Here is a 15,032-nt window from a genome sequence, read left to right on the forward strand (position 1 = left end):
AAGACAGCAGCGTACGCGGGGGAAAGAAAGAAGGGACGCCGAAGCGTCCCTTGCAGATCTGAGGACAAGCGGCTGACACGGACAGCCCGACCACTTGTTTAACGAGACGACTTACTGCAAACGCTCGTTGCCGACGAGGGGCCTTTGCGGGAAGGCCCTGGTCCGTACTCGATCACATAGGGGTCAGGTGAGCGCAGGCTCCGCCTGGGGTACGTCGATGCTCTCCAGGAGCGAGTCGTGAGAAGCGGCAGCCGCGAGCGCGTCGTTCTCGGCCTGGATCCGAACGAGCTCGGATTCCAGGTCCTGGACGCGCTGCTGGAGCCGTCGCATCTCGGCGAGGAGTCGCGGGTCGCTGCCGCCGACGTAACCGAGAAGCGCCTTTGCCATGATGGATGGTCCTCCACACTGAGTGACCGACCGAAGCGGTGTGGGTCGTGAGGGAATCGCACCCGCGGTGCTTGGCACTCTTTGTGTCGCTGGGTCTTGCTGGCCGTTCTCACATGCCAAACAGCTAAGGTGCGCGGGGCTTCCAGAGTCTCACCAAAAAGTTTGACGGTCAACACGATCACACCCCGCATTGGCGGGCGACCCGGGGGCGCGCGGCCTTCGAACGGGCGGCGCTGCTTCTCCTTCGGGGCCCTGGGGGCGTGGAGATCATCCTTACCTGCGGAGCCTGCCACGGCAAGCCGTTCTTGGCAACCACCAGGTCTTTTCTGCCTCAGGCAGTTGCCGTGGACACTCTCCCCCGGACGCGGCGCCACCCCTTCCGCCGCGTCCGCCCGGGTCACGGTCAGCGAATGGCGAAGGTGTCGTATATGCCGCGCGGTGTGTCCCAGATCTCGGTGACGCCGTCGACGCGGCCGGGTGTGTCGCCCTCGCGCAGCCAGTCGAGCAGTTTCTGGCAGCCGGCTCGGGGGCCCTCGGCGACGACCTGCACCCGGCCGTCGTCCAGATTGAGAGCAAAACCACTCAGGCCGCCGATCTCGAGGGCCTTGGCCCGCGTGAACCAGCGGAAACCCACAGCCTGCACGCGTCCGCGCACCCAGGCGGTGAGTCGTACGTCATCGTTCATGGCTGCACGCTAACCGGCCAATTGCTCTCTGAGCACTTCGCCCCCATGCGCCATCGCGTACAGTCGCGAATCGATGAGCCTCACTCATATGGGTGAGTCACGTTGATCATAAGGACGAAAGGCCAGGAGATGGGACGCCACCGACGCTCCGGCGCTGGACCGGCCGCCGCCACCCCTGAGGTCCCCCGGGGGACGGCGTCGCACCGCCGCAAGGGCAGGGCCGCCGCCCCGGTGCGCACGGGTCTGCTCGGCGTCTCCGCCGCCGTCGCGATGGGCGCCGTCGCGGTCGCCTCGGGCCTGGTGCCCGGCGCCGACAACTACCGGCTGGGCGGCAGCGACCCCGGCCAGGTCCGCTCGGCGGGTTCGCCGAGCCAGCTGGACCCGCAGGGCGGCACGAAGGGCAGTGCCGAGGACCGCGCCGAGCCCTCGCCGAGCCGGGGCACCGGCCGCTCCGAGGCGCCCGCGCCCACCCCGTCCAAGGCCGACCCGAAGCCCTCGAGGACGCCGTCCGAGCGGCCGACCTCCCAGGCCCCGAAGCCGGAGGCCGACAAGGAGAAGGCGACGCCGACTCCTTCCCGTACGCCCGAGGAGAAGCCGAAGGCTCCCCCGGCGGCCACGCCGTCGCCGTCCGACGAGAGCGCGGCCGAGGCCGCGGTGCTCACCCTGGTCAACCAGGAGCGGGCCAAGGCGGGCTGCCGGCCGGTGCGGGCCGACGACCGGCTCGCCGCGCTGGCCGGGCGGTTCAGCGCCGACATGGCCGAGCGCGACTTCTTCGACCACACCGACCCGGACGGCGCGACGCCGTGGGACCGCGCCGAGAAGGCCGGCATCACGGACCTGGGCGGCGAGAACATCGCCCGCGGCCAGGCCGACGCCCAGTCGGTGATGGACGCCTGGATGAACAGCGAGGGCCACCGCGCCAACATCCTGAACTGCGACTACACGACCATGGGCGTCGGCGCGCACTTCGCGCCGGGCGGCCCCTGGTGGACGCAGGACTTCGGCTTCTGACCCCCGCGGGTCAGGCGGCGACCGCCGCGCGGCCCGCCGCGAAGACGCGGGCCGTCTCCGTCACGCGGCGCCCCAGGTGCTCCGCCGTGGCGATGTCCGCCTTGTGGACGGCCTCCGGACCCTCGTCGGAGTTGCTCTGGGCGGCCGCGCCGGCGAAGAAGCCGAGGCGGTTGAGGTCGTTCTCCGAACCTGTGCTGGAGTTCCAGCCGGGGAGCAGGCCGAGGTTGACCCAGTGCATCGCGTGCTGCGCCGCGAGCGTCTGGAAGAACTGCAGGGTGTGCAGCTTGTCGCCGCTCTTGGAACCGGAGTTGGTGAATCCGGCGGCCAGCTTGTCGTGCCAGGTCCTGCCGAACCAGCGCTTGGACGTGGCCTCCGCGAAGACGTGGAAGGCGCCGGACGCCGTGCCCATGTAGGTGGGCGAGCCGAAGACGATCGCGTCCGCGCCGTCGAGCTGTTCCCACTGGGCCTCGGTGATCTCGTCGACCTTGATCAGGTGGACGGTGGCGCCGGCCTCGGCGGCACCGGCGCGGACGGCCTCGGCGACGACGGCGGTGTGGCCGTAGCCGGAGTGGTAGGCGATCGCGACGACGGGGCTGGTCATGACGGGGTACTCCTCGTTCGGCAGATGCGTGTGACGTCCCTCGGTGAGCGACGACAGAAGGAAAGCACTAACTTTTGGTTAGCGCAACCCATGGGTTAGCGCTGCGCGGGAGTATGCTGGTGGTATGGATGACCTCGCCCCTGCCGACGACTTCGCCGACCTGGCGTACAACGTGTTCTCCAAGCGATGTCCGTCGCGGAGCACGCTGGAGCACGTCACCGGACGATGGGGGGCGCTCACCCTCGGCGCACTGCACGAGGGCACGTTCCGCTTCAACGAACTGCGCCGTCGCGTCGACGGCGTGAGCGAGAAGATGCTGTCCCAGACGCTGCACGCGCTGGAGCGCGACGGTCTGGTGCACCGCGACGCGCAGCCGACCAACCCGCCGCGCGTGGACTACCGCCTCACCCCGCTGGGGCACGAGATCGCCGAGCGCCTGCTGACGCTGATCCACTTCGTGGAGGCCCGGCAGGACGACGTGCAGAAGGCGCAGGAGCGCTACGACGAGGCGCGCGGCACCCTCTGACAGCGCGGGCAGAAATAGCTGGACCGGTTCATCCAGGGGCGCCGGCGGATCGGGGTGCCGCAGCGGCGGCACGGCTCGCCCTCACGGCCGTAGGCGTCCAACGACCGGTCGAAATAGCCCGATTCGCCGTTCACATTGACGTAGAGACTGTCGAAGCTGGTGCCGCCGACGGCGAGCGCCGCGTTCATCACGTCCCGGACATGGCCGAGCAGTTCGGCCGTGCGCGGGCGCGTGAAGGTGCCGGTGGCGCGCTCGTAGTGCAGCTTCGAGCGCCACAGCGCCTCGTCCGCGTAGATGTTGCCGACCCCGCTGATCAGCGACTGGTCGAGCAGGGCGCGCTTGATCGTCGTACGCCGGGCGCGCAGCGCGGTGTGGAAGGCCGCGTCGTCGAAGGCCTCGTCGAGCGGGTCGCGCGCGATGTGCGCGATGACGTCCGGGAGCCCGTCGGCGGTGATGTCGTGGAGGGAGAGCCCGCCGAAGGTGCGCTGGTCGACGAAGCGCAGCTCGGTGCCCTGGTCGTCCGCGAACCGCACCCGGATCCGCAGATGCTTCTCGTCGGGCGCCCCCTGGGGCTGCACGAGGAGCTGACCGCTCATGCCGAGATGGGCGAGGACGGACTGCGCGGAGTCGGCGAGCGGCAGCCACAGATACTTGCCGCGGCGCTGGGCGAGCCCGATCCGGTGTCCCGTGAGCCGTGCCCCGAAGTCCGCGCCGCCCGCGATGTGCCGCCGCACGGCACGCGGGTGCAGCACCTGCACGTCGGCGACGACGCGCCCGCTGACCCAGCGCTCCAGACCGCGCCGGACGACTTCGACTTCGGGCAACTCGGGCATGGTCTCCTCCAGCACGATGCCGGCCGCCCCCGTCAGGGGCGACCGGCAACAAAAGGATGGGCGGCCGTCAGGCCGAGGGAGTGTCGGCGCTTCCCTCGGACTGCGCGGCAGCGGCGGCCTCGGCCGCCTTCTTGCGCTCGTCCGCGGCGGCGCGAATGGCGCGCCACGCGGACTCAGCGGCCTGCTGCTCCGCTTCCTTCTTGCTGCGGCCGGTGCCGGTGCCGTACGAGACGCCTCCGACGCGGGCGGCAGCAGTAAAGGTCTTCTCGTGGTCGGGACCGCTCTCCGTGACGAGGTACTCGGGCACGCCGAGGGTCTCCGTCGCGGTGAGCTCCTGGAGACTGGTCTTCCAGTCCAGGCCCGCACCCAGGTTCGAGGACTTCTCGATCAGCGGGTCGAAGAGCCGGTGCACCAGCTCGCCCGCCGCGTCCAGACCCTGGTCCAGATAGACCGCGCCGATCACCGCTTCCAGGGTGTCGGCGAGGATGGATGCCTTGTCCCGGCCTCCCGTGCCCTCTTCACCCCGGCCGAGCCGGATGAAGGAGCCCAGTTCGAGGCCGCGGCTGACCTCCGCCAGCGCACGCGAATTGACCACCGCGGCCCGCAGCTTGGCCAGCTGGCCTTCGGGCAGATCGGGGTGGGTGCGGTACAGCGTGTCCGTGACGACGAGACCGAGCACGGAGTCCCCGAGGAACTCCAGGCGCTCGTTCGTCGGCAGGCCGCCGTTCTCGTACGCGTACGAACGGTGGGTCAGCGCACGCACCAGAAGGGCGGACTCGAGCTTGTACCCGAGCCGCCCTTCCAGAAGCGTGTGGGACGAGGCCGTTGTCTCCGCCAGTTTCTTGGCGTCTTCCGCCTTCTTGGGGCTAGACACGGTGCCTCTCACCAGCCGCTCAGACCTCGAGGACCTGGCGCTTGTTGTAGGTGCCGCAGCTCGGGCACGCGATGTGCTGCTGCTTGGGCTCCTGGCAACGCTCACACGAAACCAGGGTGGGGACCGCAGCCTTCCACTGCGACCGGCGGTGGCGCGTGTTGCTGCGCGACATCTTCCGCTTCGGAACAGCCACGGCTACTTCTCCTGCTTCTCGGCGGCGCGTGCTGATCGAGGCGCTTCGCCGCTCATCTCGTCCTTCTCGCCGTCCTGGATGGAATCAGCGAGTCCCTGCAGTGCCGCCCAACGGATGTCGACGGCGTCGTGGTGGTGGTCCGGGTCGTCCGCGAGCCGTGCCCCGCACTGGGAACACAGGCCCGGACAGTCGTCCTGGCACACCGGCTGCATCGGCAGTGCGAGCACCACCGCATCACGCAGCACAGGCTCGAGGTCGAACATGCCGTCCTCGAGAAAGAGCCTGTCCTCGTCTTCCTCGGCGTCGTCGGCCGGTTCCGCGGTGCGGCCCCGGTCGTCGGCGTCAGGGTACGAGTACATCTCCTGGAAGTCCGCGTCGAGCTCCAGCTCGAGCGGCTCCAGACACCTTACGCACTCCCCCTCGGCCGACGCACGGGCGGTGCCTGTGACAAGCACCCCTTCCATGACCGACTCGAGACGGATCTCCAGCTCGACCGGGGCGCCCTGCGGCACTCCGATGACCCCTTCGATACCGAAGGTGCCCGGCGACGCGGGCGCCTCGATCTCGCGGGTCAGCCGCTGCATGGCACCGGGACGCCGACCCAGCTCGTGTGTGTCGAACACGAGGGGGTTGCGGTGGTCGAGGCGCGTGCTCAGGGCTTTTCCTGCTTTCGAATCCTGGAAGTCCATAGGAGGGGCCGCCGCACTGATGCCTCAGAACTGAGGCCCGGCTGGGCAGCCGAAGTCGCGGACGTATGCGCGACCGAAGAGCCAGGATACTGGACCATTCGCTCTCGGCCCAATCCGGTCCCGGAGCCCCGCTAACGCCCCTGCTCGTACTGGCGCAGCTGCTCGGCGCTGATCATGGTCGTGTCGAAGAGGCTGGTCTCCTCCAGCGCGGGCGGCGCCTCGTACCGGGGCTGCTCGTAGCCGTGCTGTCCGGGCTGCCCGTGCTGCTCATGGCCCTGCTGCTGGTAGGCGGCGTACTGGTCCTGCTGCGGGTACGCGGCGTACGGGTCGGGCTGCGCGTAGCCCTGCTGCTGGTACGCGTACTGGTCCTGCTGCGGGTACCCGTACGGGTCGGGCTGCTGCTGCGGCGGCGCGTAGGGCTGCTGGGCCGGGATCGGCGGGGCCTGGGCCGGCTGCTGCGGGACGCTCTCCGGGGCGGCCACGGGGCCCGCGAGGTCCGCCAGGTACTCGGCGTCGGTGGTGTGGCCCTGGGGGCCGCCGCCCTCGCCGAGGGTGCCGAGCTCGTCGGCGGGGGCCCGGCCGTGCAGGGTCTGGCGGCCGCGTCCGACGGCCTCCAGGGTCTTGGCGAGCACCGCCTCGAAGGCGCCGAGCTTGGCGTCGACGTACGCGTCGGCGTTGCGGCGCAGGGTCTCGGGGTCGTGGCTGCGCTCGGGGGCGTCCTCGTCCTCGTAGCCCTGCTCGTCGAGGCCGGGGCCGGTGCCGAGGAGCTTCTCGCGGCCGCGGCCGACCGAGCCGAGGGTCTTGGTGAGGACGACCTCGAAGTTGGCGAGCTTGCTGTCCACGTAGTCGTCGGCCTCGACGCGGACGTCCTCGGCGGCCTGGCGGGCCTCGGCGAGGATGCGCTCGGCCTCGCCCTGGGAACGGCGGGCGACCTCCGTGTCGGAGATCAGGGAGCCGCGCTCGGCGTGCGCGGTCTCGATGATCCGCTCCGCCTCCTGGCGGGCCTGCTGGACCATCTGCTCGCGGCCGCCGATCAGCTCCTGGGCCTGGGCGAGCGAGCCCGGCAGGGCCTGGCGCACCTCTTCGAGCATCGAGAGCAGATCGGCGCGGTTGACCACGCACGAGGCCGACATGGGCATGGACCGGGCGCTGCCGATCGCGTCGACGATCTCGTCGAGCTTCTTCTGCACGTCCACCGTGTGCTCGCCACTCTCTACAGCTGGTTGGGAGACGGACGGGACGACTGTAAGGCCAGTGGCCGCCCGCCCGACACCGGGTGACGAACTGTCAGGGGGTCACTTCTTGCCCAGACGTTCGACGAGGGCCTCGTGGACGAGCGGCGGCAGCAGGTGCGCGACGTCGCCGCCCCAGGCCGCGACCTCCTTGACCAGCGAGGAGGAGAGGAAGCTGTAGGTGGGGTTGGTCGGGACGAAGAGGGTCTCGACGCCCGAGAGGCCGTTGTTCATCTGGGCCATCTGGAGTTCGTAGTCGAAGTCGCTGACCGCGCGCAGGCCCTTGACGATGGCCGGGATGTCGCGCTGCTTGCAGAAGTCGACGAGGAGGCCGTGGAAGGACTCGACCTCGACGTTGCCGAAGTCGGCGGTGACCTGGCGGATCAGTTCGATCCGCTCCTCGATCTCGAACAGGCCCTTCTTCGACTGGTTGATCATCACCGCGACGTGCACCACGTCGTACAGCTTGGAGGCGCGGGCGATGATGTCGAGGTGTCCATTGGTGATGGGGTCGAACGACCCCGGACAGACGGCGCGGCGCAACGTGAGTCCCTCGCTCTCCGGTCCGGTCATGGCGCGATCACTGAGTCGTCGCACGCAGAGGCGGCGCGACCGTACCAAAACGTCCCTTCGCCGTAGCGACGGGACCTGAGGGGTTCAAAACCCTCCGGCCACCCGAATTCTCCGCCTCTTGTACTGCGTTCAACGGTGACGAGCGCGTCGTCCGTGAGCCAGCTTTCCGAGCGGAGTGTGAGGAGGATCTCCCGAAGATCGTCATCTCCGACGGCGTACGGAGGGTCCAGGAAGACCAGGTCGTACGGGGCCGCGGGCGACCCCGCCTGGACGATCTGGGCGGCTTTGCCCGCTCTGACCTCGGCGCCGGGCAGGCCGACCGCCTTCACGTTCTCCCTGATGGTGCGGGCCGCCCTGGCGTCGGCCTCGACCAGCAGGGTGTGCCCGGCGCCGCGCGACAGCGCCTCCAGGCCGACGGCCCCGGACCCCGCGTACAGATCGAGCACGCGCGCCCCGTCGAGCGTGCCCTGCAGGGCCTGCCAGGTGGAGAACAGTCCCTCGCGCGCGCGGTCGGACGTGGGGCGGGTGCCGTTCCCCGGGGGAACGGCGAGGCGGCGTCCGCCGGCCGTGCCGGCGATCACGCGGGTCATCTGAGTCCTTCTGGCCGGGAGTGCGCCACGGTGGTGGGCTCACTCCACGATATGGCGTACCGGCCCGTCAGCCCTTGTCGAGGTACTGCTCACGCTCGGCGTCGAGCAGGGCGTCCAGGGCGGTGCGCAGCGCGGGCAGCCGCTCCAGGTCCGGGTCGTCGGTGACGACCGCGACCGCTTCCTCGCGGGCGGCCGCGATGACCTCCTCGTCCTCGATGACCGCGAGCATCCGCAGGCTGGAGCGGACGCCGGACTGGGCCTGGCCGAGCACGTCGCCCTCGCGGCGCTGCTCCAGGTCGATGCGGGAGAGCTCGAAGCCGTCGAGCGTGGAGGCGACGGCGCCCAGGCGCCCGCGGGCGGGGCTGGCCTCGGGCATGTCGGTGACCAGGAGGCAGAGCCCGGGGGCGGAGCCACGGCCGACGCGGCCGCGCAGCTGGTGCAGCTGGGAGACGCCGAAGCGGTCCGCGTCCATGATCACCATGGCGGTGGCGTTCGGCACGTTCACCCCGACCTCGATGACCGTCGTCGCGACCAGGACCTGGGTCTCGCCCGCGGCGAAGCGGCGCATCACCGCGTCCTTGTCCTCGGGCTGCATGCGGCCGTGCAGGACCTCGACCCTCAGGCCCTGGAGGGGGCCACGGGCGAGCTGCTCGGCGACGTCGAGGACGGCGAGCGGCGGGCGCTTCTCGGCGGTGGCCTCGTCCTCGGCCTTCTTCTTGGCCTTCTTCGGGTCCTCCTCCTCGTCGCCGATGCGGGGGCAGACCACGTACGCCTGGTGGCCGTTCTCCACCTCCTCGCGCACGCGCTCCCAGGCGCGGGCGAGGAAGTGCGGCTTGTCCTGGGCGGGGACGACATGGCTGGCGATCGGCGAGCGCCCGGCGGGCAGCTGGTCGAGCACGGACGTCTCCAGGTCGCCGAAGACGGTCATCGCGACCGTGCGCGGGATCGGCGTGGCCGTCATGACCAGGAGGTGCGGGGGCTGCTTGCCCTTGCCGCGCAGGGCGTCGCGCTGCTCGACACCGAAGCGGTGCTGCTCGTCGACGACGACCAGGCCGAGGTCGTGGAACTGGACCTTGTCCTCGATCAGCGCGTGCGTGCCGATGACGATGCCCGCCTCGCCGGTGACCAGGTCGAGCAGGGCCTGGCGGCGGGCGGCGGCGCCCATGGAGCCGGTGAGCAGCGTGACCTTGGTGGCCTGGTCGGCGCCCCCGAGCATGCCGCCCTCGGCCAGTTCGCCCATCATCTCCACGATCGACCGGTGGTGCTGCTGCGCGAGGACTTCGGTGGGCGCCAGCATCGCGGCCTGCCCGCCCGCGTCCACGACGGCGAGCATGGCGCGCAGGGCGACCATCGTCTTTCCGGAACCGACCTCTCCCTGGAGGAGGCGGTGCATCGGGTGTTCGGTGGCCAGGTCGTCGAAGATCTCCTTGGAGACCTTCTGCTGGCCCTCGGTGAGGGTGAAGGGGAGCTTGGCGTCGAAGGCGTCGAGGAGGCCGCCCTCCTTGGGCCTGCGGGCGACGGCGGGCAGCTGGGCGTCCGCGTACCGCCGGCGGGCCAGGGCGACCTGGAGAACGAAGGCCTCGTCCCACTTCAGGCGGTCGCGGGCGGCGGCGATGTCCGCCTTCGTGTGCGGCCGGTGGATCTTCAGGAGCGCCTCGGTGAGCGGGACGAGGCCGCGGCCGTCGCGCAGGGAGGGCGGCAGCGGGTCCACGGCCTCCTGGGCGCTGGGCAGGACCATGTCGACCGACTTGGCGATCTTCCAGGACTCCAGCTTGGCGGTGGCCGGGTAGATCGGCAGGAGCGCCCCGGCCCAGGAGCCGACGGTCTCGCCGGCCTCGTCGGCGTCGCCCCTGAGCAGTTCGTACGCCGGGTGGGCCAGCTGCATCTTGCGGTTGAAGACCGACACCTTGCCGGCGAACATCGCGCGGGTGCCGGGCAGCAGGTCCTTGTGCGGCTTGTGGATGCCGCGGCCGAAGAAGACGAGCTGGACCTGCCCGCCGCCGTCGGTGATCGTCACCTCCAGGCGCTGGCCCTTGCCGCCGTTGAACTTCAGGATGCGGGCGCTCGCGACCTGGGCGACCACCGTGACGTGCTCGTCCAGCGGGAGGTCGGCGAGGCGGGTGAGCTCGCCGCGCTCGGCGTACCGCCGGGGGTAGTGGTGCAGGAGGTCGCCGACCGTGTGCAGGTCGAGGTGCTCGGCCATCACCTTCGCGGTGGCGGGGCCGACCACTTTCTTCAGGGGTTCTTCGAGCGCAGGCACGAGATCCATTGCACACCACGGCACTGACAATGCGGGCCACGTCCCCTGATGTCGGGAGGGCACGTCCCCACGATGCCCGGCCCTACTCCACGCCGATCAGCAGCAGCGCCGCCTGCCTCCCGCCCCGATACACGACCGTGTCGACCGCCAGATACGCGTCGCGCACATGCTTCTCCAGCAGCTCCGCGACGGTGTCGGGCACGGACTCGCCGAGCACGAGCGTGACCATCTCGCCGCCCGCCGAGAGCATGCGGTCCAGGACCGCGACGGCCGTGCGGGCCACCTCGGACCCGATCACCGCGACGTCCCCGTCGATCAGGCCGAGGACGTCCCCGGCCTGGCAGATGCCCGCCATGGTCCAGGACTGGCGCTCGGCGACGGACAGTTCGCCGTACCGGGTCGCGCCGGCCGCCGACGTCATGGCGACGACGTCCTCGTCGAAGCGCCGGTCCGGCTCGTGCACGGCGAGCGCCGCGATGCCCTGGACCGCGGAGCGGGTGGGGATCAGCGCGACGCGCACGCCCTCGGTCCTGGCCTGTTCCGCCGCGGCGGCCGCGGTGTGGCGCAGCTCGGCGTCGTTCGGCAGGAGCACCACCTCGCGGGCGTGGGCGCGCCGGATCGCGTCGACGAGCTCGCCGCTGGCGGGCGGCTCTCCCACGCGCGCGGGCACGGTGGTCGCCCCGGCCTCGGCGTAGAGCCCGGCGAGCCCCTCGCCGGGCACGACGGCGACGACGGCGCGCTGCGCCCGTTCCTGCGGGGGCTGCGTGGCGGTGTGGGCGTCGCCCGCCCCGAAGTGGGTGATGCGGATGCGGTGGGGGCGGCCCGCCTCCACGCCCGCCTCGACGGCCGCTCCCGCGTCGTCGACATGGACGTGGACGTTCCAGAGGCCGTCGCCGCCGACCACGACGAGGGAGTCGCCGAGCCGGTCGAGCCGGGTCCGCAGCCGGGCGACGGCTTCGTCGTCCGCCTCCAGGAGGTAGATCACCTCGAAGGCGGGGCCGCCGGTGTCCGCCTCGGGGTCCTCGCACGCGACGACGGGGGCCACGCGCGCGTGGGGAGCCTCGGCGCCCACCCGCGCGTGGGAGACCTCGGAGCTCCTGGCCACCACCGTCTCCCCCGACAGCGCGCCCACGAGCGCCCCGAGCACCGCCACGAGTCCGCGCCCGCCCGCGTCCACCACTCCCGCGCGCCCCAGCACCGCGAGCTGTCCTGGCGTCGCGTCCAGGGCGGCCCGCGCTCCGTCGTACGCGGCCCGCGCGACGGTTCCGCAGTCGGCGTCGGCACCGGCGTCGGCGGCCGCCGACGCCGCCGCCGCGGTCGCCACCGTCAGGACCGTGCCCTCGACCGGGTGCGCGACGGCCTGGTACGCGGAGTCGGCGGCCCGCCGCAGCGCGAGCGCCAGGGCCTGCCCGTCGGCGTGATCCCCCTCACGTCCCGTGCGGCGCTCCGGGGCCTGGTGGAGGTCGTCCCCGTCCCGGTACGGGTCGTCCTCGGGGCCGCCGAGGACCTGCGCCATCCCCCGCAGCAGCTGCGACAGGATCGTGCCCGAGTTCCCCCGGGCCCCTATGAGCGCTCCGTGCGCCATCGCGCGCACCGTCTCGGCCAGCGAGGGAAGGGCCGGCTCATGGCCCGTGAACGCGGCGTCGACCGCCTGGGAGGCGGATTCCACGGTCAGATAGAGGTTCGTGCCCGTGTCGCCGTCGGCGACCGGGTAGACGTTGATGGAGTCGATCTCCTCGCGGGCCCTGCCGAGGGCGTCCAGTGTCAGTCGGCACCAGGCGCGCACCGCGACCGCGTCGAGGTTCTGCGGCACCTGTTCGCCTCCTTGACCATCCGGAATGGACGCAGCGTAGACCCAGGGTGAACAGAGGTCCCGGGGCGGGGGCCGGGCGAGCCATGGTAGTTTCGTTGTACCGAAGCAGTCGTTGTATGCTGCTCCGGTTGCCCGATACGCATCGGGCCATTCCTCCTGGCAACGCCACTCCGATCATTGCACTGATCCCGGCATGCCGGGTTTAACCGTAAGTGCATCTGAAGTCTTTGGAGTGACCCGTGGCTGCCAACTGCGACGTCTGCGGCAAGGGGCCGGGCTTCGGCAACAACATCTCGCACTCGCACCGCCGTACGCCCCGTCGCTGGAACCCGAACATCCAGCGTGTGCGTGCCGTGGTCGGCGGGACGCCGAAGCGCCTCAACGCCTGCACCTCGTGCATCAAGGCCGGCAAGGTCTCGCGCTGACGCCAGCGCGGCCACCTAGCTGGTTGCTGAATCAGCCGGTTCCCCTTGGGGAACCGGCTTTTTCGTGTGCCCGGACGTCTGCGCGTGCTCGGACCTCTGCGCGTGCTCGGACCTCTCGACGTCCGCTCCCCCGACGGCACCCCGCTGGACCCCGGCGGACCGCGCCCCCGCGCACTCCTGCCCCCCCCGAGGACGTCGACCTGCACCGGTTCGAACGGCTCGCGGCCGCGCGGGGCGATCACCGGGTCGCCTTCGCCGCGTACGAGGCGGAGGTCCGCGCCTACGCCAAGGGCTGCCAGAAGATCCCGGGCGACGCCGGCCCGTTCCTCGCCCCGCCGACCGAGCGCAGGCTCCGCAGCCGCGACCGCGCGTACCGCGTACTCAGTTCGCGCCTGCTCGCGGGCTTCTTCAAGAGGCTGGCGGAGAAGGCCGCGAGCGATCTGACGCTCAAGGACTACGCGCCCCTGAACCTCCAGCCGTGATCCACCGGACCGATCCCGCCGCCGAGCGCGAAGCCGGCGGCGATCGCCCCGGTGACGTACTCCTTGGCCGCGGCGACCGCCTCCGGCACGCCCTGTCCCTTCGCCAGCTGCGCGGCGATCGCGCCGGCGAGGGTGCAGCCCGTGCCGTGCGTGTGGCGGTTGTCGTGGCGCGGGGCGCGCAGCACGTGCTCCTCGGAGCCGTCGGTGAGCAGGTCCACGGCGTCGCCCTTGAGGTGTCCGCCCTTGATCAGCACCCACCGCGGCCCGTACGCGAGGACGGCGGCCGCGGCGCGCCGCAGGCCGTCCTCGGAGTCGACCTCGACGCCGGTGAGTTGGGCGACCTCGTCGAGGTTGGGCGTCGCGACCGTGGCGACCGGCAGCAGCTTCGTGCGCACGGAGTCCAGCGCGGAGGCGGCGAGCAGGGAGTCGCCGTGCTTGGAGACGCCGACCGGGTCGACGACGGCGGGCGCGTCCGTGCCCGCGAGCAAGTCGGCGACCGTCTCGACCAGTTCGGCCGAGGCGAGCATGCCGGTCTTCACGGCCTGCACGCCGATGTCGTCGACGACGCTGCGGTACTGGGCCCGCACCGCGTCCGCAGGAAGCTCCCAGAACCCCTGTACGCCCAGGGAGTTCTGCGCGGTGACGGCGGTGACGACGCTCATGCCGTGCGTGCCGAGGGCGAGCATCGTCTTGAGGTCGGCCTGGATGCCGGCGCCGCCCCCGGAGTCGGAGCCGGCGACGGTGAGCACCCGCGGCGGCGCGCTCACTCGGCGTCCCCGTTGTCCCCGAAGTGGTCCCAGCCCTTGCTGGTCCACGGGGCGCCGTCCACGGTCACCTGGGGCAGCGCCGAGGGGTTGAGGACCTCGCCGATGACCTTCCAGCGGGCGGGCAGCTTCACGTCAGGCGGGAACGTCGCCACGATCGCGTGGTCCTCGCCGCCGTTGAGCACCCACTGCAGCGGGTCGACGCCGACGGCCTGGCCGATGTCGTTCATCTGCGAGGGCACGTCGACGTCCCCGGAGCGGATGTCGATGCGCACCTTGCTGGACTCGGCGATGTGGCCGAGGTCGGCGATGAGGCCGTCGCTCACGTCCGTCATCGAGGTCGCGCCGAGCCCGGCGGCGGCGGGGCCCGCGTGGTACGGCGGCTCGGGCCTGCGGTGGGCCTCCACGAAGGCGCGGGGCGAGCGGAAGCCGCGGGAGAGCACGGCGTGCCCGGCGGCGGACCAGCCGAGCCAGCCGGTGACGGCGACGACGTCGCCGGGCTGGGCACCCGCGCGGGTGACGGGTTCGTGGTTGCGCAGGTCACCGAGCGCGGTGATCGCGACGGTGATCGTGTCACCGCGGACGACGTCGCCGCCGACGACGGCCGCGCCGGCGACCTGGCACTCGTCCCGCAGGCCGTCCATCAGCTCGGTGGGCCAGCTCGCGGGCAGCTCGGCGGGGACGACCAGGCCGAGCAGCAGCGCGGTCGGCACGGCGCCCATGGCCGCGATGTCGGCGAGGTTCTGCGCGGCGGCCTTGCGGCCCACGTCGTACGCCGTGGACCAGTCCCGGCGGAAGTGGCGCCCCTCCAGGAGGACGTCGGTGCTCGCCACGACCCTGCGGTCCGGGGCGGACACGACCGCGGCGTCATCGCCAGGGCCGAGCCGTACGGCCGGAGTGGAGGTGAGCCGGGAGGTGAGCTCTCTGATGAGCCCGAACTCCCCCAACTCGCCCACGGATCCCTTCACCGAGTCTCACCATGCCCTTTCACGCTGCCCGGCCCCCGGTCGCGAGCCGTCTCTGTCATCGGTACGGTCGACGTGACCGTCAACTTCTGTTGTCCGTCCACCACCATGTGCGCGCCACAGGTCGCC

At 71.5% G+C, this 15,032-nt stretch carries 17 protein-coding genes; 3 read left to right on the forward strand and 14 right to left on the reverse strand.

The window, feature by feature from the left end; translation table 11 throughout:
- Positions 1 to 183: 183 nt before the first annotated feature.
- Both AOK22_RS09255 and AOK22_RS09260 read right to left on the reverse strand, forming a co-directional pair.
- The gene (locus AOK22_RS09255) at positions 184 to 387 is read right to left on the reverse strand and encodes a hypothetical protein (RefSeq protein ID WP_016640148.1); all 204 of its coding nucleotides are present in this window, start codon (positions 385 to 387) and stop codon (positions 184 to 186) included.
- A gap of 403 nt (positions 388 to 790) precedes the next feature.
- Positions 791 to 1,072: an acylphosphatase gene (locus AOK22_RS09260; protein ID WP_055698121.1), complete on the reverse strand. Its 282-nt coding sequence runs from the start codon at positions 1,070 to 1,072 to the stop codon at positions 791 to 793.
- Positions 1,073 to 1,201: 129 nt separating this feature from the next.
- On the opposite strand from AOK22_RS09260, the gene AOK22_RS09265 reads away from it, so the two are divergent.
- Positions 1,202 to 2,083, forward strand: coding sequence for a CAP domain-containing protein (locus AOK22_RS09265; protein WP_055698122.1), 882 nt, complete (start codon positions 1,202 to 1,204; stop codon positions 2,081 to 2,083).
- Between the two features lie 10 nt (positions 2,084 to 2,093).
- Here AOK22_RS09265 and AOK22_RS09270 read toward each other — a convergent pair whose 3' ends face one another.
- On the reverse strand, positions 2,094 to 2,684 hold the full coding sequence (locus AOK22_RS09270; protein WP_055698123.1) for a flavodoxin family protein: 591 nt from the start codon (positions 2,682 to 2,684) through the stop codon (positions 2,094 to 2,096).
- Between the two features lie 124 nt (positions 2,685 to 2,808).
- On the opposite strand from AOK22_RS09270, the gene AOK22_RS09275 reads away from it, so the two are divergent.
- Complete coding sequence (locus AOK22_RS09275; protein ID WP_055698124.1) at positions 2,809 to 3,210, forward strand: winged helix-turn-helix transcriptional regulator; 402 nt, start codon at positions 2,809 to 2,811, stop codon at positions 3,208 to 3,210.
- Here the strand turns inward: AOK22_RS09275 and mutM are convergent.
- The 9 genes from mutM to AOK22_RS09320 all read right to left on the reverse strand — a co-directional run bounded on the left by mutM (position 3,183) and on the right by AOK22_RS09320 (position 12,267).
- On the reverse strand, positions 3,183 to 4,043 hold the full coding sequence (mutM, locus tag AOK22_RS09280; RefSeq protein ID WP_055698162.1) for a bifunctional DNA-formamidopyrimidine glycosylase/DNA-(apurinic or apyrimidinic site) lyase: 861 nt from the start codon (positions 4,041 to 4,043) through the stop codon (positions 3,183 to 3,185). The two genes, AOK22_RS09275 and mutM, sit on opposite strands and share 28 nt — an antisense overlap.
- Positions 4,044 to 4,110: 67 nt before the next feature.
- Positions 4,111 to 4,929, reverse strand: coding sequence for a ribonuclease III (gene rnc / locus AOK22_RS09285; protein ID WP_055698125.1), 819 nt, complete (start codon positions 4,927 to 4,929; stop codon positions 4,111 to 4,113).
- Between the two features lie 7 nt (positions 4,930 to 4,936).
- Entirely contained in the window at positions 4,937 to 5,110 is a 174-nt protein-coding gene (gene rpmF, locus AOK22_RS09290) for a 50S ribosomal protein L32 (RefSeq protein WP_026165248.1), read from the reverse strand.
- Between the two features lie 2 nt (positions 5,111 to 5,112).
- The gene (locus tag AOK22_RS09295; protein WP_055698126.1) at positions 5,113 to 5,799 is read right to left on the reverse strand and encodes a YceD family protein; all 687 of its coding nucleotides are present in this window, start codon (positions 5,797 to 5,799) and stop codon (positions 5,113 to 5,115) included.
- A 131-nt stretch (positions 5,800 to 5,930) separates the two neighbouring features.
- Entirely contained in the window at positions 5,931 to 6,995 is a 1,065-nt protein-coding gene (locus tag AOK22_RS09300; RefSeq protein ID WP_055698127.1) for a hypothetical protein, read from the reverse strand.
- Positions 6,996 to 7,094: 99 nt separating this feature from the next.
- Positions 7,095 to 7,574 (reverse strand): pantetheine-phosphate adenylyltransferase, encoded by a 480-nt coding sequence (gene coaD / locus AOK22_RS09305; RefSeq protein WP_193433174.1) that lies wholly within the window; start codon positions 7,572 to 7,574, stop codon positions 7,095 to 7,097.
- Between the two features lie 26 nt (positions 7,575 to 7,600).
- Positions 7,601 to 8,194, reverse strand: coding sequence for a 16S rRNA (guanine(966)-N(2))-methyltransferase RsmD (rsmD, locus tag AOK22_RS09310; RefSeq protein WP_055698129.1), 594 nt, complete (start codon positions 8,192 to 8,194; stop codon positions 7,601 to 7,603).
- A 67-nt stretch (positions 8,195 to 8,261) separates the two neighbouring features.
- A complete protein-coding gene (gene recG / locus AOK22_RS09315; RefSeq protein ID WP_055698130.1) occupies positions 8,262 to 10,463 on the reverse strand; it encodes an ATP-dependent DNA helicase RecG in 2,202 nt (733 codons plus the stop codon).
- A 73-nt stretch (positions 10,464 to 10,536) separates the two neighbouring features.
- A complete protein-coding gene (locus AOK22_RS09320) occupies positions 10,537 to 12,267 on the reverse strand; it encodes a DAK2 domain-containing protein (protein WP_063795223.1) in 1,731 nt (576 codons plus the stop codon).
- Between the two features lie 239 nt (positions 12,268 to 12,506).
- On the opposite strand from AOK22_RS09320, the gene rpmB reads away from it, so the two are divergent.
- Positions 12,507 to 12,692 (forward strand): 50S ribosomal protein L28, encoded by a 186-nt coding sequence (rpmB, locus tag AOK22_RS09325; protein WP_030195073.1) that lies wholly within the window; start codon positions 12,507 to 12,509, stop codon positions 12,690 to 12,692.
- Between the two features lie 454 nt (positions 12,693 to 13,146).
- On the opposite strand, the gene thiD is transcribed toward rpmB, so the two are convergent.
- Both thiD and AOK22_RS09340 read right to left on the reverse strand, forming a co-directional pair.
- The gene (gene thiD, locus AOK22_RS09335; protein WP_055698133.1) at positions 13,147 to 13,941 is read right to left on the reverse strand and encodes a bifunctional hydroxymethylpyrimidine kinase/phosphomethylpyrimidine kinase; all 795 of its coding nucleotides are present in this window, start codon (positions 13,939 to 13,941) and stop codon (positions 13,147 to 13,149) included.
- A complete protein-coding gene (locus AOK22_RS09340) occupies positions 13,938 to 14,906 on the reverse strand; it encodes a thiamine-phosphate kinase (protein WP_055698134.1) in 969 nt (322 codons plus the stop codon). The genes thiD and AOK22_RS09340 overlap by 4 nt, the downstream gene beginning before the upstream one ends.
- Positions 14,907 to 15,032 lie beyond the last annotated feature (126 nt).

The organism is Streptomyces silaceus (assembly GCF_001419745.1).
Taxonomy (GTDB): Bacteria; Actinomycetota; Actinomycetes; order Streptomycetales; family Streptomycetaceae; genus Streptomyces; species Streptomyces silaceus.

Coding starts and splice junctions, on each gene's coding strand:
- AOK22_RS09270 (WP_055698123.1), bottom strand. CDS start 2,684: ATGACCAGCCCCGTCGTCGCGATCGCCTACCACTCCGGCTACGGCCAC.
- rsmD (WP_055698129.1), bottom strand. CDS start 8,194: ATGACCCGCGTGATCGCCGGCACGGCCGGCGGACGCCGCCTCGCCGTT.
- recG (WP_055698130.1), bottom strand. CDS start 10,463: ATGGATCTCGTGCCTGCGCTCGAAGAACCCCTGAAGAAAGTGGTCGGC.
- AOK22_RS09265 (WP_055698122.1), top strand. CDS start 1,202: ATGGGACGCCACCGACGCTCCGGCGCTGGACCGGCCGCCGCCACCCCT.
- AOK22_RS09255 (WP_016640148.1), bottom strand. CDS start 387: ATGGCAAAGGCGCTTCTCGGTTACGTCGGCGGCAGCGACCCGCGACTC.
- mutM (WP_055698162.1), bottom strand. CDS start 4,043: ATGCCCGAGTTGCCCGAAGTCGAAGTCGTCCGGCGCGGTCTGGAGCGC.
- AOK22_RS09260 (WP_055698121.1), bottom strand. CDS start 1,072: ATGAACGATGACGTACGACTCACCGCCTGGGTGCGCGGACGCGTGCAG.
- AOK22_RS09275 (WP_055698124.1), top strand. CDS start 2,809: ATGGATGACCTCGCCCCTGCCGACGACTTCGCCGACCTGGCGTACAAC.
- AOK22_RS09295 (WP_055698126.1), bottom strand. CDS start 5,799: ATGGACTTCCAGGATTCGAAAGCAGGAAAAGCCCTGAGCACGCGCCTC.